The sequence below is a fragment of the Streptomyces sp. NPDC050528 genome, from assembly GCF_044457795.1.
Classification (GTDB): domain Bacteria; phylum Actinomycetota; class Actinomycetes; order Streptomycetales; family Streptomycetaceae; genus Streptomyces.
The window spans coordinates 1,489,578-1,510,299 of sequence record NZ_JBITHH010000001.1; the positions used below are offsets into that span (position 1 = coordinate 1,489,578).

General features: G+C 67.8%; 17 protein-coding genes and 1 tRNA gene. 8 read left to right on the forward strand and 10 right to left on the reverse strand.

Features of this window, described 5'->3' with window-relative positions; all coding sequences use genetic code 11:
- The first annotated feature begins 86 nt into the window (after positions 1 to 86).
- The 7 genes from ACIBK4_RS06985 to ACIBK4_RS07015 all read left to right on the forward strand — a co-directional run bounded on the left by ACIBK4_RS06985 (position 87) and on the right by ACIBK4_RS07015 (position 5,684).
- Positions 87 to 908: a hypothetical protein gene (locus tag ACIBK4_RS06985; protein ID WP_398992785.1), complete on the forward strand. Its 822-nt coding sequence runs from the start codon at positions 87 to 89 to the stop codon at positions 906 to 908.
- On the forward strand, positions 895 to 3,270 hold the full coding sequence (locus tag ACIBK4_RS06990) for a hypothetical protein (RefSeq protein ID WP_398992787.1): 2,376 nt from the start codon (positions 895 to 897) through the stop codon (positions 3,268 to 3,270). The genes ACIBK4_RS06985 and ACIBK4_RS06990 overlap by 14 nt, the downstream gene beginning before the upstream one ends.
- Positions 3,263 to 3,553, forward strand: a complete 291-nt coding sequence (locus ACIBK4_RS06995; RefSeq protein ID WP_398992789.1) for a hypothetical protein — start codon at positions 3,263 to 3,265, stop codon at positions 3,551 to 3,553. Before ACIBK4_RS06990 ends, ACIBK4_RS06995 begins: the two co-directional genes overlap by 8 nt.
- Positions 3,550 to 4,197: a hypothetical protein gene (locus ACIBK4_RS07000; protein WP_398992791.1), complete on the forward strand. Its 648-nt coding sequence runs from the start codon at positions 3,550 to 3,552 to the stop codon at positions 4,195 to 4,197. Before ACIBK4_RS06995 ends, ACIBK4_RS07000 begins: the two co-directional genes overlap by 4 nt.
- Positions 4,198 to 4,310: 113 nt before the next feature.
- Positions 4,311 to 5,180: a peptidoglycan-binding protein gene (locus ACIBK4_RS07005; RefSeq protein ID WP_398992793.1), complete on the forward strand. Its 870-nt coding sequence runs from the start codon at positions 4,311 to 4,313 to the stop codon at positions 5,178 to 5,180.
- A 26-nt stretch (positions 5,181 to 5,206) separates the two neighbouring features.
- On the forward strand, positions 5,207 to 5,434 hold the full coding sequence (locus tag ACIBK4_RS07010) for a hypothetical protein (RefSeq protein ID WP_398992795.1): 228 nt from the start codon (positions 5,207 to 5,209) through the stop codon (positions 5,432 to 5,434).
- Positions 5,421 to 5,684: a hypothetical protein gene (locus ACIBK4_RS07015; RefSeq protein WP_369186288.1), complete on the forward strand. Its 264-nt coding sequence runs from the start codon at positions 5,421 to 5,423 to the stop codon at positions 5,682 to 5,684. The genes ACIBK4_RS07010 and ACIBK4_RS07015 overlap by 14 nt, the downstream gene beginning before the upstream one ends.
- Positions 5,685 to 5,770: 86 nt before the next feature.
- Here the strand turns inward: ACIBK4_RS07015 and ACIBK4_RS07020 are convergent, their stop codons facing one another.
- From ACIBK4_RS07020 to ACIBK4_RS07065, 10 genes are all read right to left on the reverse strand, one after another.
- The gene (locus tag ACIBK4_RS07020) at positions 5,771 to 9,670 is read right to left on the reverse strand and encodes a DNA-directed RNA polymerase subunit beta' (protein ID WP_328680157.1); all 3,900 of its coding nucleotides are present in this window, start codon (positions 9,668 to 9,670) and stop codon (positions 5,771 to 5,773) included.
- 94 nt (positions 9,671 to 9,764) lie between these two features.
- Positions 9,765 to 13,250, reverse strand: a complete 3,486-nt coding sequence (gene rpoB, locus ACIBK4_RS07025) for a DNA-directed RNA polymerase subunit beta (protein ID WP_366431022.1) — start codon at positions 13,248 to 13,250, stop codon at positions 9,765 to 9,767.
- Between the two features lie 570 nt (positions 13,251 to 13,820).
- The gene (gene rplL / locus ACIBK4_RS07030) at positions 13,821 to 14,204 is read right to left on the reverse strand and encodes a 50S ribosomal protein L7/L12 (protein WP_106970986.1); all 384 of its coding nucleotides are present in this window, start codon (positions 14,202 to 14,204) and stop codon (positions 13,821 to 13,823) included.
- Between the two features lie 124 nt (positions 14,205 to 14,328).
- A complete protein-coding gene (gene rplJ, locus ACIBK4_RS07035; RefSeq protein WP_033279978.1) occupies positions 14,329 to 14,859 on the reverse strand; it encodes a 50S ribosomal protein L10 in 531 nt (176 codons plus the stop codon).
- 392 nt (positions 14,860 to 15,251) lie between these two features.
- Positions 15,252 to 16,193 (reverse strand): hypothetical protein, encoded by a 942-nt coding sequence (locus tag ACIBK4_RS07040; RefSeq protein WP_398992799.1) that lies wholly within the window; start codon positions 16,191 to 16,193, stop codon positions 15,252 to 15,254.
- Between the two features lie 159 nt (positions 16,194 to 16,352).
- Positions 16,353 to 17,078 (reverse strand): 50S ribosomal protein L1, encoded by a 726-nt coding sequence (rplA, locus tag ACIBK4_RS07045; protein ID WP_366431021.1) that lies wholly within the window; start codon positions 17,076 to 17,078, stop codon positions 16,353 to 16,355.
- Between the two features lie 77 nt (positions 17,079 to 17,155).
- Entirely contained in the window at positions 17,156 to 17,590 is a 435-nt protein-coding gene (rplK, locus tag ACIBK4_RS07050; RefSeq protein WP_030359033.1) for a 50S ribosomal protein L11, read from the reverse strand.
- A gap of 169 nt (positions 17,591 to 17,759) precedes the next feature.
- Entirely contained in the window at positions 17,760 to 18,617 is an 858-nt protein-coding gene (gene nusG / locus ACIBK4_RS07055) for a transcription termination/antitermination protein NusG (protein ID WP_033279975.1), read from the reverse strand.
- Between the two features lie 77 nt (positions 18,618 to 18,694).
- Positions 18,695 to 18,982 carry a preprotein translocase subunit SecE gene (gene secE / locus ACIBK4_RS07060; protein WP_200679112.1) on the reverse strand — a complete coding sequence of 96 codons (288 nt, stop codon included), beginning with the start codon at positions 18,980 to 18,982 and terminating at the stop codon, positions 18,695 to 18,697.
- A gap of 113 nt (positions 18,983 to 19,095) precedes the next feature.
- A tRNA-Trp gene (locus tag ACIBK4_RS07065) sits at positions 19,096 to 19,168 on the reverse strand.
- Positions 19,169 to 19,428: 260 nt separating this feature from the next.
- Here ACIBK4_RS07065 and ACIBK4_RS07070 point away from each other — a divergent pair.
- Positions 19,429 to 20,655, forward strand: coding sequence for a pyridoxal phosphate-dependent aminotransferase (locus ACIBK4_RS07070; protein ID WP_033279974.1), 1,227 nt, complete (start codon positions 19,429 to 19,431; stop codon positions 20,653 to 20,655).
- Positions 20,656 to 20,722 lie beyond the last annotated feature (67 nt).

Sequence of the window (20,722 nt, forward strand, 5' to 3'; positions counted from 1 at the left end):
TTCACGCCCGCGTGCCCGCATGCCAACCCGCTCGCATGCCCACCCTCCCGCCTGCCCGCACACCGCCGCCCACCCCAGGAGCCCTCATGGGAAACCTCTGGATCGGCCCGCCCGGTGCCATGGTCGAGATCGACCAGGCCGCCAAGTCCTTCGACCGCACCGCCGACCTCGGCACCAGTGAGTTCACCTCTCTCGGCGGCCGGGTCACCCTCACCCGCAACCCCACCCCCGTCCGCCGGCTCAAGCTGGCCTGGGACCTCCTCGCCCCCGTGCACGCCCGTGCCCTGGACCGCATCGCCCGCCGCGTCGAGAGCGCCGGTCCCTTCGCCGTGGTCGACCCCGCCGCGGGCAACGTGCTCGACCCCCAGCAGGCGCTGGGCCGCAGCGACCCCGGGCTGGCGAGCATGCAGTGGTATCTCGGCAACGGCGCCGGTTCCATCTCCGCGACAGCCGCCGGCGACTACGTACTGAACTCCACCGACGCGGCGGGCAAGGCCGCCTGGCGCAACCCGCGCTGGCTCAGCGGTCTCTTCCCCGTCTCTCCCGGCATCGTGGTGTCGTTCAAACCGCCACCCTCCTTCACCGGGTCCGGTGCCCAGACCGTGCAGATCACCTGGCGGGACAGCACCGGCGTGGCGCTGTCGACCTCCGGCGTGACCGGCGGCGTCCTCACCGCCACCGCGCCCGCCGGGGCCTGCTATCTGACGCCGTACTCCATGCCCGGCGCGATCGGCACGTACTCCCTCGCCGGCGCCTGCCTCACCTACGGCGGCACGGCCGAGAACGGCGTCCCCGGCGACGGCCTGCCCCCGATGTCCGTCACCGGGTACACCGACACCCCGGGCCGGCCCCTCCCCTACCGCGCCATCGGCCTCGACCTCGTGGAGGTATCCAGTGCAACAGGCTGACGACACCGCCGAAGCCGCACTCGCGGCCGGCGAACGGACCACCGCGCACACCACCCGGCTCGGCGGCAAGGACGTCTCCGCGCAGGTGCAGTCCTGGCAGATCGAGCGGTCGTACGCGACCGATCTGCCCGCCGCGATGCGGGCGTTCTCCGGTTCGTCCGCGGCCCAGCTCCAGGTCCAACTGTCCGGTACGGGTGGGGCGTTGGCGCCCGAGCTGTACGCCCCCTGGGCGCCGCGCGCCACCGGCGACCTCGCCCGCCCCGGGCAGTCCGTGGTACACCGGGGCGGGGTCGGCACGACGACCCTGCCCGCCTTCCGCGGCACCGTCCGCTCCCGGTCCGCGCAGGCCGGTACGGACACCGTGCAGATCACCGCCCTGGACGGCGCCGAACGGCTGCGCGGCCCCGCGCTGCTGCCGAAGCCGTACGCCGGATTCCGGCTCGGCCGGCCGGTCGCCTCCGCCACCTGGTGCGTGGACGAGCTGCTGCGCCAGGCCGGCCTCCACTCCGCACCGCCGCCCCGCTACCCGGAGTTCGTCGCGGGGCAGCCGCTCACCCTCGTCCACGCCTCCCTGCACGGCGGTTTCGCCACGCCGTACGGCCAGCCGGAGACCCTGCCGGCCCCGGCCGACTACACCTGGACGCGGGACGGTGCCCCGCACGAGATGGCCCTGCTGCCCGGGCCCGCCGAACCCACCGACGCCACCACGGTGACGGCGAGCTGGTTCCCGCGCTCCCGGGTGACCGTGCCGGGCAGCCGGCTGTTCGTCGAGGCCTGGGTGAACTGCGCGGTCGGCTCGGACGACACGTTCCGTACGGAACTGGTCCTGGACCGCACCGGCGGCGCCACCGGCACCCTCTCGATGAACGTCGACTTCGCCACCGGCCGGGTCCAGATGACCTCGGGCACGGCCGGCGGCGACCTCCTGCACGTCTACTTCGACTGGCCCGCCGTCCAGGCCCTCAAGGGCGTCTGGCACATCGGCGCCTACTTCGACTGCGTGAGCACCGGCAACACCGTCTACCCCACCGTGCAGCCCCGGCTGACCGGCCCCGACGGCACGGTCCTGGAGTGGGCGCCGTTCCCGATCACCCATCCGTACGGCATCCAACCCGCCGCCGAACTGCGCGAGTTGAAGCTCGTCACCGGCGTCGCCGTCGAGGGCGTCCAGCTCACCAGCGGGCTGAGCGCCTTCCCGTCGGCGTCGGTCTTCGCGCAGACCGGCACCTGGACCAAGGCCGCCGAACTCGACGACGCGATCCTCCCGCTGCACGCGGTGCCCCGGGTCTCCGGATCGCAGTGGGAGGTCATCGGGCAGATCGCCAAGGCGGCCATGTCGACCGCCGAGTTCGACGAACGCGGTGTCTTCCGCTGGCGCAACCACACCCGCTTCCGCACCACACCCACGGCGGCGGACCTCACCCTCACCTCGGTACGGGAGATCGCCTCGCTCACCCTCACCGAGGAGATCGACGCCTGCCGCAACTACGTCGTCCAGCCCGCGAAGGTCTTCGAGAACTTCGGCGTCGACGAGGGCACGACCTACACCGACACGGCGGTACGGTCCGTCCCCGCGAACGGCACGCTGACGGTGTCGTACGTCATGGCGGACGAGGAGTTCGACATCGGGCCGCCGGCCACCGACGACGACTCGGTCACCACCGCCGGCTCCCAGGTCCGCTTCGCCACCACCGCGGCCGGCACCACGGCGGTCAAGGGCGCGGTCGACGTGCTGACCCGCCGTGAGGACGGCTATCTGGTCGTACGGTTCACCAACCGCACCGCGCAGACCCTCTACACGGCGAAGAAGGACGGCACCCCGTCCGTCTACCTGATGACGCTGAAGCCGAAGGCGGATCCCGTGGAACGGTCGGCGACCGCGTATGTGGCGGGGACCGCGAGCGAGAGGTACTACGGCCGCCAGGAGCACACCGGCGAGAGCACCGACTGGATCCAGGACCTGGCCTCCGCCAAGTCCCTCGCGGACGCGATGTACAACGCCGGGCTGTACCCCGTGCCGGTCATCGGCGACGTGGAGGTGCTGTACGACCCCCGCATCCAGCTCGGTGACGTGGTGCGGCTGACCGACACCTCGGGCACGCTGCTGAACACCCTGGCCTGGGTGGTCGGCATCAGCACGACGGAGTCCGCCGACACCGGCGTACGGCAGACCCTGACCCTGCGTGGCACGCGCACGAACGGCACACCGGCCGACACCGGGCTGACCCCCGACACCGCGTCCGACCCGGCCGTCGTGACCCTGTCCCGCTACTCCGACGTGGCCTCGGCCTTCCCCACCCTGGCCGCGCTCACCGCCTCCGGGTTCACCTGGGGCCAGATCAAGGAGTCGGCGTATGTCTGAGAACCCGACGGAACCGGTGCCGGTCACCCTGGACGACGAGCAGCTGGCCCAGCTCGCCGCCGCCGTCACCAGCGGGCTCGCCGAGTACCTGGTCCCGGACCCGGTCACCGCCGCACCCGCCGCGGTGACGGAGGTCGCGACGGAGCCGATGGAGGAACCGCCCGAGGAGCCGCAAGCGCCTGACGACGGCACGCAGGAGACCGTGCCCGCTGTCTCCGTCAGCAGCACGGAGGAACCGGCCGCGGACACCGACGCGGGTGGATCAGAAACGGAGACCGCATGACCGGCTACACCCCCCTCGGCTCGCTCCCCTACCCCCAGCCCACCGACACGGCCAACCTGCCGCTGCACTTCCAGTCGATGGCCGAGGCGGTCGACGGCCGCACGGTCCTGCGCTACGCCACCGCCGCCGCCCGCGACAACGCGATCACCACACCCGTGGCCGGCATGGTCGCCTGGCTGTCCAGTCCCGGCCAACTCACGCACTACACCGGCACGGTGTGGGCACCGGTCGCGCCCGTCCCCGTCTTCAAGTTCAACAACGACGCGGGTACGACGGTCTCCACCACGGCGGTGGAGGTGCTCACCGACTCCTCGACCACCGCGGTCACGGCCGCGTTCACCGCACCGCCGACCGGTCAGGTGATCGTGAGCCTGGGCGCGTACATGTACAGCTCGGCGGCGTACGGCTCCTACATGTCCGCGACCATCTACAAGGCCTCCGACAAGTCGGTCTTCCTGGCCTCGTCCCAGGACCGGGCCGCCGTCGTCAACAGCACCAACAGGGCGTCCTGTTCGACCCAGTTCCTGGTGACGGGACTCACCGCGGGCACGGTCTACAACGCCGTGCCGTGCTTCTGGACGGCCAACGCGACCAGCACCGCCACCTTCGACACGATGTTCGTCCGGGTCGACCCGGTGCTGTAGCCCCGCCCCCGCTCCCCTCCCCCGAGCCCCGCGCCGCCGCCCTCCCCCAGGCGGCGGCGCGGGGCTTTCGTCTGTCCTCACCCGCATCCGCCCGAAGCCGAAGGAGCCACCGCATGTCCACACCTCTGTCCGCCGACGCCCTCGTCGCCGCGCTGCGCGCCGAGGGCGTCACCGTCGTAGAACACTCCGGCTGGCGCACCAACAACCGCAACAGCAAGGGCAGTTGGGGCCCGGTCAACGGCGTGGTCATCCACCACACCGTGACCTCCGGCACCACCGGTTCCGTCAGCCTCTGCTTCAACGGCCACTCCGCCCTCCCCGGCCCCCTCTGCCACGGAGTCATCGCCAAGGACGGCACAGTCCACCTCGTGGGCAACGGCCGAGCCAACCACGCGGGCAGCGGCGACGGAGACGTACTGAAGGCAGTCATCGCCCAGAGCCCCACCCTCCCCGCCCCGAACCAGAACAACACGGACGGCAACGTCCACTTCTACGGCTTCGAGTGCGTCAACCTCGGCGACGGCAAGGACCCTTGGCCGGCAGTCCAGCTGGACGCGATGGTCCGAGCCGCGGCCGCCCTCTGCCGAGCCCACGGCTGGAACGCCCACTCGGTGATCGGCCACAAAGAGTGGACGAACACCAAGATCGACCCCCGGGGTTTCACGATGGCCGACTTCCGCACCCGGGTGACCACCCGCCTCGGCACCAAGGTGACACCACCGGCCAAGCCCACCTACCAGCCCTTCCCCGGCGCCGACTGGTTCAAGAAGAACCCCAAGTCGGCGATCGTCACCGCGATGGGCAAGCGCCTGGTCGCCGTCGGCTGCTCGGCGTACACCACCGGCCCCGGCCCTCAGTGGACCACCGTGGACAAGGCCTCCTACGCCAAGTGGCAACGCAAGCTCGGCTACACCGGCACCGCGGCGGACGGCTGGCCGGGAGCCACGTCCTGGGCCGCGCTGAAGGTCCCGTACAGCTCCTGAACCCCACGGAAAGGCAAGGTCCACCCATGTCAGAGGCCGCCAAGCGAACCCTCCGCACCGTAGTCCAGACCGCTGTCGGCCTGTGTGTCCTTCTTCCTGCGGTCGTCGACGCCGCCGGTGTCGCCGAGACGATCCCGTGGGTGGCCGGCGCCCTGGCCGTCGCCGCCGGCGTCACCAGGGTCATGGCCCTGCCCGCCGTACAGGCGCTGTTGCCCGCGTGGCTGCGGACGGGGGACGCCGATGAACGACACTGATCCGAACGACGCGATCACCGTCGCCCTCGAACTGGAGCGGCTGCGCGGCTCGTTGGAGGCCGGGTTCGCCCGGGTCGACGGCTCGCTCGCGCTGCTGGTCCAGCGCAGCGACCAGACCGACAAGCAACTCGCCGACCACGAGCGGCGGTTGGACACCCTGGAGCGGTCCCGCTGGCCACTGGCGAGCATCGGCGCGCTGGCCGCAGTGGCGACGGTCGTGGTCACCGCGCTCGAAATCACCGCGCACTGAGACAACGCCTGCTCATACAACGCCGAAGGGCGGCCACCCCGTACGAAACGGAGTGACCGCCCTTCAGTTCAACTCAGCCTGCTCGCCTACTGGTTGTACGGACCGTAGTCGTAGTCCTCCAGCGGAACGGCCTGGCCGGAGCCCGTGCCGAACGGCGAGTAGTCGATGTCGTCGTAGCCGACGGCCGAGTACATCGCGGCCTTGGCCTCCTCGGTCGGCTCGACCCGGATGTTGCGGTAGCGGGACAGGCCCGTACCGGCCGGGATGAGCTTACCGATGATGACGTTCTCCTTGAGGCCGATCAGGGAGTCGGACTTGGCGTTGATCGCCGCGTCCGTCAGCACCCTGGTCGTCTCCTGGAAGGACGCCGCCGACAGCCAGGACTCCGTGGCCAGCGAGGCCTTGGTGATACCCATGAGCTGCGGACGACCGGAGGCCGGGTGACCGCCCTCCTGGACCACACGACGGTTCTCCTGCTCGAAGCGCGAACGCTCGACCAGCTCGCCGGGCAGCAGCTCGGCGTCGCCGGACTCGATGATCGTCACACGGCGGAGCATCTGCCGGATGATGATCTCGATGTGCTTGTCGTGGATCGACACACCCTGCGAGTTGTAGACCTTCTGGACCTCGCCGACCAGGTGGACCTGGACGGCACGCTGACCCAGGATGCGCAGCACGTCGTGCGGGTTGGTGGCACCCACGGTGAGCTTCTGGCCCACCTCGACGTGCTCGCCCTCGCTGACCAGGAGACGGGCACGCTTCGAGATCGGGAACGCCGTCTCGTCGCTGCCGTCGTCCGGGGTGACGACGAGCTTCTTGGTCTTCTCGGTCTCCTCGATCCGCACGCGGCCCTGGGCCTCGGAGATCGGGGCGACACCCTTCGGCGTACGAGCCTCGAAGAGCTCGACGACACGGGGCAGACCCTGGGTGATGTCGTCACCGGCCACACCACCGGTGTGGAAGGTACGCATCGTCAGCTGGGTACCGGGCTCACCGATGGACTGGGCGGCGATGATGCCGACCGCCTCACCGATGTCGACCAGCTTGCCGGTGGCCAGCGAGCGGCCATAGCACATGGCGCAGGTGCCGACGGCGGACTCGCAGGTCAGGACCGAGCGGGTCTTGACCGTCTCGATGCCGTGCTTGACCAGCTCGTCGATGAGGACGTCGCCGAGGTCGGTGTTGGCCGGGGCCAGCACCTTGCCGTCGACGGTGATGTCCTCGGCCAGCGCACGGGCGTACACGCTGGTCTCGACGTTGTCGGCCTTGCGCAGGACACCGTCCGCGCCGCGCTCCGCGATGTGCAGCTTGAGGCCGCGGTCGGTGCCGCAGTCCTCCTCGCGGATGATGACGTCCTGGGAGACGTCGACCAGACGACGGGTGAGGTAACCCGAGTCGGCGGTACGCAGAGCCGTGTCCGCCAGACCCTTTCGAGCACCGTGAGTCGAGATGAAGTACTCCAGCACCGACAGGCCCTCACGGAAGGAGGCCTTGATCGGACGCGGGATCGTCTCGTTCTTGGCGTTCGACACCAGACCACGCATACCCGCGATCTGACGCATCTGCATCATGTTTCCTCGGGCACCCGAGTCGACCATCATGAAGATGGGGTTGGTCTTCGGGAAGTTCGCGTTCATCGCCTCGGCGACCTCGTTGGTCGCCTTGGTCCAGATCGCGATGAGCTCCTGCGTGCGCTCTTCCTTGGTGATCAGACCGCGCTCGTACTGCTTCTGGACCTTCTCGTCCTGCGCCTCGTAACCCTTGACGATCTCCTTCTTCGCCTCGGGAACGACGACGTCGGAGATGGCCACGGTGACACCGGAACGGGTCGCCCAGAAGAAGCCGGCCGCCTTCAGGTTGTCGAGCGTCGCCGCCACGATGACCTTGGGGTAGCGCTCGGCCAGGTCGTTGACGATCTCGGAGAGCTGCTTCTTGCCCACCGAGTAGTCGACGAACGGGTAGTCCTCGGGCAGCAGCTCGTTGAAGAGCGCGCGGCCCAGGGTCGTCTTCAGGCGGAAGGTGTCACCCTGCTGCCACTCGGGCTCGCCCTCCTCGCGGACTGGCGGCACCCAGCCACGCGGCGGGATGGTGCCCACCGGGAAGCGGATGTCCACGGCCGACTGGAGCGCCAGCTCGCCGCCGTCGAACGCCATCGTCGCCTCGGCCGTGGAGCCGAACGCGCGGCCCTCGCCCTTGACGTCGCGGAGCTCGCCGTCGGTGGTGAGGAAGAACAGACCCAGCACCATGTCCTGGGTCGGCATGGTGACGGGACGACCGTCGGCCGGCTTCAGGATGTTGTTCGAGGACAGCATCAGGATGCGGGCCTCGGCCTGCGCCTCCGCGGAGAGCGGCAGGTGGACGGCCATCTGGTCACCGTCGAAGTCCGCGTTGAACGCGGTGCAGACGAGCGGGTGGATCTGGATGGCCTTGCCCTCGACCAGCTGCGGCTCGAAGGCCTGGATGCCGAGGCGGTGCAGCGTGGGCGCACGGTTCAGCAGGACCGGGTGCTCGGCGATGACCTCTTCGAGGACGTCGTAGACCACCGTGCGGCCGCGCTCGACCATGCGCTTCGCCGACTTGATGTTCTGCGCGTGGTTCAGGTCGACCAGGCGCTTCATCACGAACGGCTTGAAGAGCTCCAGCGCCATGGCCTTCGGCAGACCGCACTGGTGCAGCTTCAGCTGCGGGCCGACGACGATCACGGAACGCGCGGAGTAGTCCACACGCTTGCCGAGCAGGTTCTGACGGAAGCGACCCTGCTTGCCCTTGAGCATGTCGGACAGCGACTTCAGCGGACGGTTGCCGGGGCCCGTCACCGGGCGGCCACGACGGCCGTTGTCGAAGAGCGCGTCGACGGCCTCCTGGAGCATGCGCTTCTCGTTGTTCACAATGATCTCGGGGGCACCGAGGTCGAGAAGCCGCTTCAGGCGGTTGTTGCGGTTGATCACACGGCGGTACAGGTCGTTCAGGTCGGAGGTCGCGAAGCGGCCACCGTCCAGCTGCACCATCGGGCGGAGGTCCGGCGGGATGACCGGGACGCAGTCGAGGACCATGCCCTTGGGGCTGTTGGAGGTCTGCAGGAAGGCAGACACGACCTTCAGCCGCTTCAGCGCACGGGTCTTCTTCTGGCCCTTGCCGGTGCGGATGATCTCGCGGAGGCGCTCGGCCTCCTCGTCCAGGTCGAAGGACTCCAGGCGCTTCTGCAGCGCCGCGGCACCCATCGAACCGTCGAAGTACGTGCCGAAGCGGTCACGCAGCTCGCGGTAGAGGAGCTCGTCGCCCTCCAGGTCCTGGACCTTGAGGTTCTTGAACCGGGTCCACACCTCGTCCAGGCGGTCGATCTCGCGCTGCGCACGGTCACGCAGCTGCTTCATCTCCCGCTCGGCACCTTCGCGCACCTTGCGGCGCACGTCGGCCTTGGCGCCCTCGGCCTCCAGCTCGGCCAGGTCGGTCTCGAGCTTCTTGGCGCGGGCTTCGAGGTCGGAGTCACGCCGGTTCTCGACCTGCTGACGCTCCACGGAGACGTGCGCCTCGAGCGAGGGCAGGTCACGCGTGCGGCGCTCTTCGTCGACGAACGTGATCATGTACGCCGCGAAGTAGATGACCTTCTCAAGGTCCTTCGGGGCGAGGTCGAGCAGGTATCCCAGACGCGACGGGACACCCTTGAAGTACCAGATGTGCGTGACGGGAGCGGCCAGCTCAATGTGGCCCATCCGCTCACGGCGCACCTTGGCGCGGGTCACCTCGACGCCGCAGCGCTCACAGATGATGCCCTTGAAGCGAACGCGCTTGTACTTGCCGCAGTAGCACTCCCAGTCCCGGGTCGGACCGAAGATCTTCTCGCAGAAGAGTCCGTCCTTTTCGGGCTTGAGCGTGCGGTAGTTGATGGTCTCGGGCTTCTTGACCTCGCCGTGGCTCCACTGACGGATGTCGTCAGCGGTGGCCAGACCGATCCGGAGCTCATCGAAGAAGTTGACGTCGAGCACTATGCGTCAATCCCTCTCAGGGTTGTAAGTCTTGGGGTCTGATACGGGGGTCCTGGGGCCGGAGACCTGCTTGGCGCAGGTCTCCGGACTCCCGTCAGACCTCTTCGACGCTGCTCGGCTCGCGCCGGGACAGGTCGATGCCGAGCTCTTCCGCCGCGCGGAAGACGTCCTCGTCGGTGTCGCGCATCTCGATGGACATGCCGTCCGAGGACAGCACCTCCACGTTGAGGCACAGGGACTGCATCTCCTTGATGAGCACCTTGAAGGACTCGGGGATGCCGGGCTCGGGGATGTTCTCGCCCTTGACGATGGCCTCGTAGACCTTCACGCGGCCGGTGACGTCGTCGGACTTGATCGTCAGCAGCTCCTGGAGGGCGTACGCGGCGCCATAAGCCTCAAGCGCCCACACCTCCATCTCGCCGAAGCGCTGACCACCGAACTGCGCCTTACCACCGAGCGGCTGCTGGGTGATCATCGAGTACGGACCGGTCGAACGGGCGTGCAGCTTGTCGTCGACCAGGTGGTGCAGCTTCAGGATGTACATGTAGCCGATCGAGATCGGCTCCGGGAACGGCTCGCCGGAGCGGCCGTCGAACAGGTTGGCCTTTCCGGAGGCCTGGACCAGGCGGTCGCCGTCGCGGTTCGGGATCGTGGCCTCGAAGAGACCGGAGATCTCGTCCTCGCGGGCACCGTCGAAGACCGGGGTCGCGACGTTGGTACCCGGCGCGACCTGGTCGGCGCCGATGACCTGGAGCCGGCGGGCCCAGTCCTCGCTGAGACCGGAGACGTCCCAGCCGCGACTGGCGAGCCAGCCGAGGTGGATCTCCAGGACCTGTCCCGGGTTCATTCGGGACGGGACACCCAGCGGGTTCAGGATGATGTCGACCGGAGTTCCGTCCTCGAGGAACGGCATGTCCTCGATGGGCAGGATCTTCGAAATAACACCCTTGTTGCCGTGACGGCCGGCCAGCTTGTCGCCGTCGGTGATCTTGCGCTTCTGCGCAACATACACCCGGACCAACTGGTTGACGCCGGGCGGCAGTTCGTCGCCCTCCTCGCGGTCGAAGACGCGGACGCCGATGACCTTGCCGATCTCGCCGTGCGGCACCTTCAGCGAGGTGTCGCGCACTTCGCGCGCCTTCTCGCCGAAGATCGCGCGGAGCAGGCGCTCCTCGGGGGTCAGCTCGGTCTCACCCTTGGGCGTGACCTTGCCGACGAGGATGTCACCGGCGACGACCTCGGCACCGATACGGATGATGCCGCGCTCGTCGAGGTCGGCGAGGACCTCCTCGGAGACGTTCGGGATGTCCCGGGTGATCTCCTCGGGGCCCAGCTTGGTGTCACGGGCGTCGACCTCGTGCTCCTCGATGTGGATCGAGGAGAGGACGTCGTCCTGCACGAGGCGCTGCGACAGGATGATCGCGTCCTCGTAGTTGTGACCCTCCCAGGGCATGAACGCCACGAGCAGGTTCTTGCCGAGCGCCATCTCGCCGAACTCGGTCGCCGGACCGTCGGCCAGCACCTGGCCGGCGATGACCCGGGCGCCCTCGTCCACGACAACCTTCTGGTTGACGGAGGTGCCCTGGTTGGAGCGGGAGAACTTCGCGAGGCGGTACGTGGTGTACGTGCCGTCGTCGTTGGCGGTGGTGATGTAGTCCGCGGAGACCTCCTGGACCACACCGTCCTTCTCCGACTTCAGGACGTCACCGGCGTCGACCGCACAGCGGTACTCCATGCCGGTGCCGACCAGCGGCGCCTCGGACTTAATCAGGGGCACGGCCTGACGCATCATGTTCGCGCCCATGAGGGCACGGTTGGCGTCGTCGTGCTCCAGGAAGGGGATCATCGCGGTCGCGACGGACACCATCTGGCGCGGGGAGACATCCATGTAGTCGACGTCGTCACCGGGGACGTAGTCGACCTCTCCGCCACGACGGCGGACCAGGACGCGGGTCTCCTCGAACCGGAAGTCGTCCCCGAGCGGCGCGTTGGCCTGCGCGATGACGAATCGGTCCTCTTCGTCGGCCGTCAGGTAGTCGACCTCGTCGGTGACGACACCGTCGGTGACCCGGCGGTACGGCGTCTCGACGAAGCCGAACGCGTTGACCCGGCCGTAGGAGGCGAGCGAGCCGATCAGGCCGATGTTCGGGCCTTCAGGGGTCTCGATCGGGCACATGCGGCCGTAGTGCGAGGGGTGCACGTCACGGACCTCGAAGCCGGCCCGCTCACGGGAGAGACCACCCGGGCCAAGAGCCGACAGACGGCGCTTGTGGGTGAGACCCGACAGCGGGTTGTTCTGGTCCATGAACTGCGACAGCTGGCTGGTGCCGAAGAACTCCTTGATGGAGGCGACGACCGGCCGGATGTTGATCAGGGTCTGCGGCGTGATCGCCTCGACGTCCTGGGTGGTCATCCGCTCGCGGACGACGCGCTCCATACGCGCCAGGCCCGTACGGACCTGGTTCTGGATGAGCTCGCCGACGTTGCGCAGACGACGGTTGCCGAAGTGGTCGATGTCGTCGGTCTCGACGACGATCGTCGTGCCGTTGTCGCCAACGGTCTCGGTCTCGCCGGCGTGCAGCTTCACCAGGTACTTGATCGACGAGATGATGTCCTCGACGGTCAGGACGCCGGCGTCCAGCGGGGCTTCGCCGCCCAGCTTCTTGTTGACCTTGTAGCGGCCGACCTTGGCGAGGTCGTAGCGCTTCGGGTTGAAGTAGAGGTTCTCAAGAAGCGTCTGCGCGGCCTCGCGGGTCGGGGGCTCGCCCGGACGCAGCTTGCGGTAGATGTCGAGGAGCGCGTCGTCCTGGCCCTGGGTGTGGTCCTTCTCCAGGGTGGCGCGCATGGACTCGTACTCGCCGAACTCCTCCAGGATCTGCTCGGTCGTCCAACCGAGAGCCTTGAGCAGGACGGTGACGGACTGCTTGCGCTTGCGGTCGATGCGGACACCGACCATGTCGCGCTTGTCGATCTCCATCTCCAGCCAGGCACCCCGGGACGGGATCACCTTGGCGGAGAAGATGTCCTTGTCGGACGTCTTGTCGATCGAGGAGTCGAAGTAGACGCCCGGCGAGCGGACCAGCTGCGACACGACGACACGCTCGGTGCCGTTGATGACGAAGGTGCCCTTGTTGGTCATGAGCGGGAAGTCGCCCATGAAGACCGTCTGGGACTTGATCTCGCCGGTCTCGTTGTTGGTGAACTCAGCGGTTACGAAGAGCGGGGCGGCGTACGTGAAGTCGCGCTCCTTGCACTCGTCGATGCTGTTCTTCGGAGGTTCGAAACGGTGGTCGCGGAAGGTCAGCGACATCGACCCGGAGAAGTCCTCGATCGGAGAGATCTCCTCGAAGATCTCCTCCAGACCGGACTTGGTGGGGACGTCCTGACCCGACTCCAGAGCCGCCTCGACCCGACTCTGCCAGGCGGTGTTGCCGAGCAGCCAGTCGAAGCTCTCGGTCTGCAACGCGAGCAGGTTGGGAACCTCGAGGGGCTCCTTGATCTTTGCAAAGGAGATGCGCAGCGGGGCGGTGCTGGCGCCGTTGTTCATATTCGCGGTCGAGGCAGTGCGCGAGGCGGCCAAGAGGGGGTCCTTCCGAGGGCTCGGACTCACTACGCGCGTACCGGCCCCTCTCAGGGGCAAAGAGACATGGACTTCCTGAGACGGCCCGGAAAGGCCAGGTCAGAGTTGGTCCGGTCATCGATGCTCAAGTGAGGGCATGCCCCTGGTGACGGGCAGGGAGCAGCTAACAGGCAGCGCAAAGGGTCAGTGTAGCCACTTGGCGCACTGATGTCCAGCCCCGCTTTTTTGAGACCCTCGTCGTGCTCAACACCCTCGGCAAGCTCACGTCCTCAACGCGTTGATACTGCCCTCTTCGCCGCCGATCCATGCCTCGGATTCGGATCGTTGTGACGACGCGTCCTGAGAATTGCGCGCTGCGTGCGGTTCGTCAAGGCCTCCATGGCCCACACCACATGCCACCAGGGATGCTCGGAGGCACGAAGAAGATCACCATACTCCGCGAACCCCTGATCGCAAGGCTGCCGCTCACCCGACCCAGGAACGCCGAAGAGCGACCACCCAGATGGATGATCGCTCTTCGGTGCTTAGGCGTTACAAGGTCCTGAGACCTCGTTCACGGCCTCAACGGTGTTACTTGACCTCGACGGAGGCGCCGGCGGCCTTGAGGGACTCGGCGGCCTTCTCGGCGACGTCCTTGGCGACCTTCTCGACGACGGGCTTCGGGGCGCCGTCCACGAGGTCCTTGGCCTCCTTGAGACCCAGCGAGGTCAGCTCACGCACGACCTTGATGACCTGGATCTTCTTCTCGCCGGCGCCGGTGAGGATGACGTCGAACTCGTCCTGCTCGGCCTCGGCCTCGGCCGGGGCGCCCGGGGCGGCGGGGCCGGCAACGGCGACCGCGGCGGCGGCGGTGACGTCGAACTTCTCCTCGAACGCCTTCACGAACTCGGAAAGCTGGATGAGGGTCATCGTCTCGAACTCGGCGAGCAGTTCGTCCTGGGTGAGAGCCACGATGGCTTCCTTCCACTAATTTTCGGCTGGTGCCGGGGTGTACATGTCTGGCGGGCGTACGTTCGGCCCGCTACGACCGTTGCCGTGGGGCGCGGAGCCTCAGGCGGCGGTCATGCTGCGAGCCGAATTACTCGGCACCGCCCTGCTCTTCTTGCTTGGCGCGAAGGGCGTCCACCGTGCGGACGAGCTTCGACGGGAGCGCCTGGAAGAGCTGCGCAGCCTGAGTCTGCTTGCCCTTGAAGGCACCCGCCAGCTTGGAGAGCAGAACCTCGCGGGACTCGAGGTCCGCGAGCTTCTTGATCTCGTCGGCGGACAGCGCCTTGCCGTCAAGGACACCGCCCTTGATGACGAGGTTCGGGTTGTCCTTGGCGAAGTCACGAAGACCCTTCGCCGACTCCACCGGGTCACCGGTGATGAAGGCGACCGCCGTCGGACCGTTGAACAGGTCGTCGAGCGTAGAGATCCCGGCCTCGTTGGCCGCAATCTTGGTCAGCGTGTTCTTCACCACGGCGTACTGGGCGTTCTCACCGAGCGAACGACGCAGCGTCTTGAGCTGCGCCACGGTGAGACCCCGGTACTCGGTCAGCACGGCGGCGTTCGAGTCGCGGAACTGTCCCGCGAGCTCGGCTACCGCGGCAGCCTTGTCGGGCCTTGCCATAGAGCGTCGGCCTCCTTCCGGGTGATGAGGACCGCTCAGAAGGGGCTGGGACAGAGAAAACGCCCCGGCGCAGGCGCACGGGGCGTAGCTCGACCGGAAACAACATCCCGGGAGCACATCCAGTTCACCTGCGCGGGTCGTCCACTGTTCAGCGGATCCTTCGGTCACCACACCCTGTGACAGGCACGGCAACGACCAGCGGTCTTTGGCTTCTGGACCAGCGTACGCGAGCGTCACGGACTGAAGCAAATCCGCCCGTACGGCCCAGCCCCGGGCGCCCCTCGATTCCCGCGGGCCCCGGTGAAGTCCCTTGGGCCCGGCCGGAGTTGAGCCCGGCGGAGTTGGACCCGGCCGGAACCGAGCCCGGCCGAGGCTGCGTGCGTCTCAGGAGCTCAGGAGCTCGTGCCGGACCCCGTCGCCGTGTCCGCGCTGCCCGGGGTCAGGCCCTGCTTCTTCAGCAGCGCCGTGAAGTCCTCGGTGTCGCTCGCCGGGGGCACGGTCGCGTCGACCTTCACGCCGTAGTCGCTGTAGTAGGCGGTCTGGGTGTACTGCCCCGAGGACATCTGGCCCTTCTCGACCTTCTTGACCAGCAGGTCCTGGGCGTCGACCCAGATGTCGACCTGCTCCGTGGTGACGCCGGCCGCGGTGAGCTGCTTCTTCAGGCCGGCGAGCTGGCTCGCGGTGAGGTTGGAGTTCTTGGCGGCGAGGTCCGCGACGTTCACCGTGCCCGAGTAGTGGGTGGCCTGCCGGCCGCGCACCGACTCCGTACCGACCTTCTTCACGTCCCCGGAGGCGAGCAGGAGCTTCACCGACTGGTTCGGCGTGGAGTTCTGCATCTGGTCCTTGAGGTACGCGCCGGAGCTGCCGCCGAGCTTGGCCAGGTCGTCGTACGCGTACTTCAGCCAGTGCTTGCCACCCGCCTGCGCGGCGAACTTCTCGCCCATCTTCGCGTAGTAGGCATCCGGCAGATAGCGGGCCTCCATCGACGTGCTGCCGGCCGCGCGCATCGTGTCGGCCAGCGTGCCGCCGGTGTACGTCATCGTGAGGGTGCCGGTGAGGCCGTCGCCCCAGCCGAGGTTGCCCTTGGCGTTCATGGACATCAGGGAGCCCATGACCGTGGAGGACTCGACCTTCGCGGAGTCCGCCTTGTCGGTGGACTGCTCGGCGCTGCGCAGGGCCGCTATGGGGCTCACCCGGGTCGCGCCCTTGCCGAGGGCCTTGTCGTCCTTGCCGGAGCTCCCGGAGGACCCCGAGGAACCACAGGCGGCCACCGAGGCCAGCGCGGTCGCCACCGCGATCGAGAGGCCCACCCGGCGCACGGTCGTGCTCTTCATTCGTCCCCACCCCTATGCGATTGCTGTGCCTGCCAAGAACGCTAGCGCAGGGCACTGACACCCCGTACGAAAAGAGGACGAGCCCCGCAACCCGAAGGTTGCGGGGCTCGTCCCGGTTCTGACGCGTACCCGACGCGGCTACCGAGGTGAGCGGGAGGCTCAGACGGCGGCCGGGTCCTCCTCGACGAGGAGGTTGCGGGTGCGGTTCGGGTCGAGCGGAATGCCGGGGCCGATCGTGGTGCTGATCGCGGCCTTCTTGATGTAACGACCCTTGGCGGCGGACGGCTTCAGACGGAGGATCTCGTCCAGGGCCGCGCCGTAGTTCTCCACCAGCTGGGTGTCGTCGAAGGACGACTTGCCGATGATGAAGTGCAGGTTCGAGTGCTTGTCGACGCGGAACTCGATCTTTCCGCCCTTGATCTCGTTGACGGCCTTGGCCACGTCCGGCGTCACGGTGCCGGTCTTGGGGTTCGGCATGAGACCACGGGGACCGAGCACGCGGCCGAGGCGGCCGACCTTGCCCATGAGGTCCGGGGTGGCGACAACGGCGTCGAAGTCCAGCCGACCCTTCGCCACCTCGTCGATGAGTTCGTCGGAACCGACGATGTCGGCGCCAGCGGCGGTCGCGGCCTCGGCACGGTCACCGGTCGCGAAGACCAGGACCCGGGCGGTCTTACCGGTGCCGTGCGGGAGGTTCACGGTGCCACGGACCATCTGGTCGGCCTTGCGCGGGTCGACACCCAGACGGAAGGCGACCTCGACGGTGCCGTCGAACTTGGAGGTGGAGGTCTCCTTGGCGAGACGCACGGCCTCGAGCGGGGCGTAGAGCTTCTCCCGGTCGATCTTGGCGTCCGCAGCGCGGAGAGACTTGCTGCGCTTGCTCACTACTGCTCCTGTGTGTTCTGAGGAGTCGTGGTGTGGGCCGAGCAGGCCCTGCCACGGGGTTTCCTACGAGGTGGGTGTCAGCCCTCGACCGTGATGCCCATGGAACGGGCGGTGCCGGCGATGATCTTCGACGCGGCGTCCAGGTCGTTGGCGTTGAGGTCGGGCATCTTGGTCGTGGCGATCTCGCGGACCTGCGCCTGGGTGATCTTGGCGACCTTGGTCTTGTGCGGCTCGCCGGAGCCCTTCTCGACACCCGCGGCCTTGAGGATCATCTTCGCGGCCGGCGGAGTCTTGGTGATGAAGGTGAAGGAGCGGTCTTCGTAGACCGTGATCTCCACCGGGATCACCCAGCCACGCTGCGACTCGGTCGCCGCGTTGTAGGCCTTGCAGAACTCCATGATGTTGACGCCGTGCTGACCCAGCGCGGGGCCGACCGGCGGAGCCGGGTTGGCCGCGCCGGCCTGGATCTGGAGCTTGATGAGCCCCGTGACCTTCTTCTTCTTGGGAGGCATGTGCTCTCTCCGGGTCCTAGTGAGAGTGTTCAGCTTCCGTCCGGTTAATCCGGATGGAGGCATACCGCACAACGATAACGGGTATCTGTGCACGGCCAAAAACCGAGCAGGTCAGAGAGGCTTTTGACAGCCCGTCTGACCTGCTCGGAAGACGTATGTCCAGGAAGAACTAGTTCTTCTGGATCTGGTCGAAGGAGAGCTCCACCGGCGTCTCGCGACCGAAGATCTCGACGAGACCCTTGACCTTCTTCGAGTCGGCGTTGATCTCGTTGATGGTCGCCTGGAGCGTCGCGAACGGGCCGTCGGTGACGGTGACCGAGTCGCCGACCTCGAAGTCCAGCACCTGGACCTCGACCTTGCGCTGCGGAACCGGCTTGCCCTCGGCCTCGGCGGCCTCACGCGCGGCCTTCTCCTCGGCCTCCGGGGCGAGCATCTTGACGATCTCGTCCAGGGTCAGCGGGTACGGGTCGTAGGCGTTGCCCACGAAGCCGGTGACGCCGGGGGTGTTGCGGACGACACCCCAGGACTCGTTCGTCAGGTCCATGCGGACCAGGACGTAGCCCGGGAGCTTGTTCTGCTTGATGGTCTTGCGGTCGCCGTTCTTGATCTGGACGACCTCTTCCTGCGGCACCTCGGCCGCGAAGATGTAGTCCTCGACGTTCAGCGAGACGGCGCGCTGCTCCAGGTTGGTCTTCACGCGGTTCTCGTAACCGGCGTACGTGTGGATGACGTACCACTCGCCGGGCAGGAGCCGCAGTTCCTCGCGCAGGGCGACCACGGGGTCGACGGGCTCGGCCGGCTCGGCCTCTTCCTCGTCGTCCTCGGCCGTGGCCTCGTCGTCGAGGTCCTCGGTCGCTTCCGCGTCCTCGTCCTCGACGTGAACGGCGGCTTCCTCGGCCGGCTCGCCCGCGTCGGCGTCCGCAGCCTCGACCTCGTCCAGCTCCTCGTCCGCGCCCTCGACGATGTCGAGTTCGTCTTCCACGGACTCGTCCGGCTCGACGGCCTCGTTCAGGTTCGGGTCAGACACGTGGCTGCTTCTTCCTGGATACATGGGGGTGGAACACGCGAAAGGGGCGCCGGTCAGGGCGCCCTTCGCTTCCGGCCTCAGCCGAAGACGTACTTCGCGGCGTGATTGAGTCCATAGTCAATCACGGTCACCAGACCGATCATGATGACGACGAAGACGATGACAACCGTCGTGTACGTCGTCAGCTGGTTGCGCGTCGGCCAGACGACCTTGCGGAGTTCCGCGATGATCTGGCGGTAGAAGATACCGAGGCGCTTCAGCGGGCCCTTCTTGGCGCGCTTGCCGCCCTTGCGGGCCTTCTTCTTGGACTCCGACACCTCGTCCTGGGCATCAGGCATGTCGATGGAGCCCACGGCGTCCGCCATTCATCCTCACCTGTTCCCGGGTCGTGGCCGTGCCGCGCCCGGTCTGAGCCGCACGGCGGTGCATTGCTGTACGTACATGCGCTGCGCACACATCCTGGTGAAGGTGTGTGTAGCAGGGCCGGAGGGACTTGAACCCCCAACCGCCGGTTTTGGAGACCGGTGCTCTACCAATTGAGCTACGACCCTTTGTGACGTCCCCAACGTACCGCATCCGCCCGGGTGCTCGGTGTGCACCTGGTAGGGCGCGGCTGTTGAAGGCCAACGAGCTAGGAGTGTACGTGCTCCGGGGCCGGTCGTCGAACAGAAAGTGCCTGTACGGGGATCGCCGGAGGAAGATCGCCCAGGCCGGGGCGGGAATCCGGACGGTTGTTCAGTGCCTTCCCCATCCTGTTCAGTCTGTGAAACCGGTGTGCCGGGCGGGTTTCCGGTCTGAAACGATGGGCCCCATGAGCGCCTCAACCCCTCCCACCGAGCGCCGGGTCTCCGCCCGAGTCGGCGCGATCTCCGAGTCCGCCACCCTCGCCGTGGACGCCAAGGCAAAGGCCCTCAAGGCCGCCGGACGTCCGGTGATCGGCTTCGGCGCGGGTGAACCGGACTTCCCGACCCCGGACTACGTCGTCCAGGCCGCCATCGAGGCCTGCTCGAACCCCAAGTACCACCGCTACACCCCGGCCGGCGGTCTGCCGGAGCTGAAGGCCGCGATCGCCGCGAAGACGCTGCGCGACTCGGGCTACGAGGTGGACGCCTCGCAGATCCTGGTCACCAACGGCGGCAAGCAGGCGATCTACGAGGCCTTCGCCGCGATCCTCGACCCGGGCGACGAGGTCATCGTCCCCGCGCCGTACTGGACGACGTACCCGGAGTCGATCCGCCTCGCGGGCGGTGTCCCCGTGGACGTCGTCGCCGACGAGACGACCGGCTACCGCGTCACCGTCGAGCAGCTGGAGGCGGCCCGCACCGAGAACACCAAGGTCGTCCTCTTCGTCTCCCCGTCCAACCCGACCGGCGCCGTCTACAGCGAGGCCGAGGCCGAGGCGATCGGCCGCTGGGCCGTCGAGCACGGCCTGTGGGTCATGACGGACGAGATCTACGAGCACCTCGTCTACGGCGACGCCAAGTTCACCTCGCTGCCCGCGATCCTCCCGGAGCTGCGCGACAAGTGCATCGTGGTCAACGGCGTCGCCAAGACGTATGCCATGACCGGCTGGCGGGTGGGCTGGATCATCGGCCCGAAGGACGTCGTCAAGGCCGCGACCAACCTCCAGTCGCACGCCACCTCGAACGTCTCGAACGTGGCCCAGGTCGCCGCGCTGGCCGCCGTCTCCGGCAACCTGGACGCCGTGGCGAAGATGGGCGAGGCCTTCGACCGCCGCCGCAAGACCATCGTGCGGATGCTCAACGAGATCGACGGCGTGCTCTGCCCGGAGCCCGAGGGCGCGTTCTACGTCTACCCGACGGTCAAGGCGCTGCTCGGCAAGGAGATCCGCGGCAAGCGCCCGCAGGACTCGGTCGAGCTGGCCGCGCTGATCCTGGAGGAGGCGGAGGTCGCGGTCGTCCCGGGCGAGGCCTTCGGGACCCCCGGTTACCTGCGGCTGTCGTACGCCCTGGGTGACGAGGACCTCGTCGAGGGTGTCAGCCGGATCCAGAAGCTGCTGGCGGAGGCCAAGGACTGACGTTTTTCGTGCTCCACGCGCGTGTGCGGGCCGTTTCCCTCCGGGGAGGCGGCCCGCTGCTGTGTGC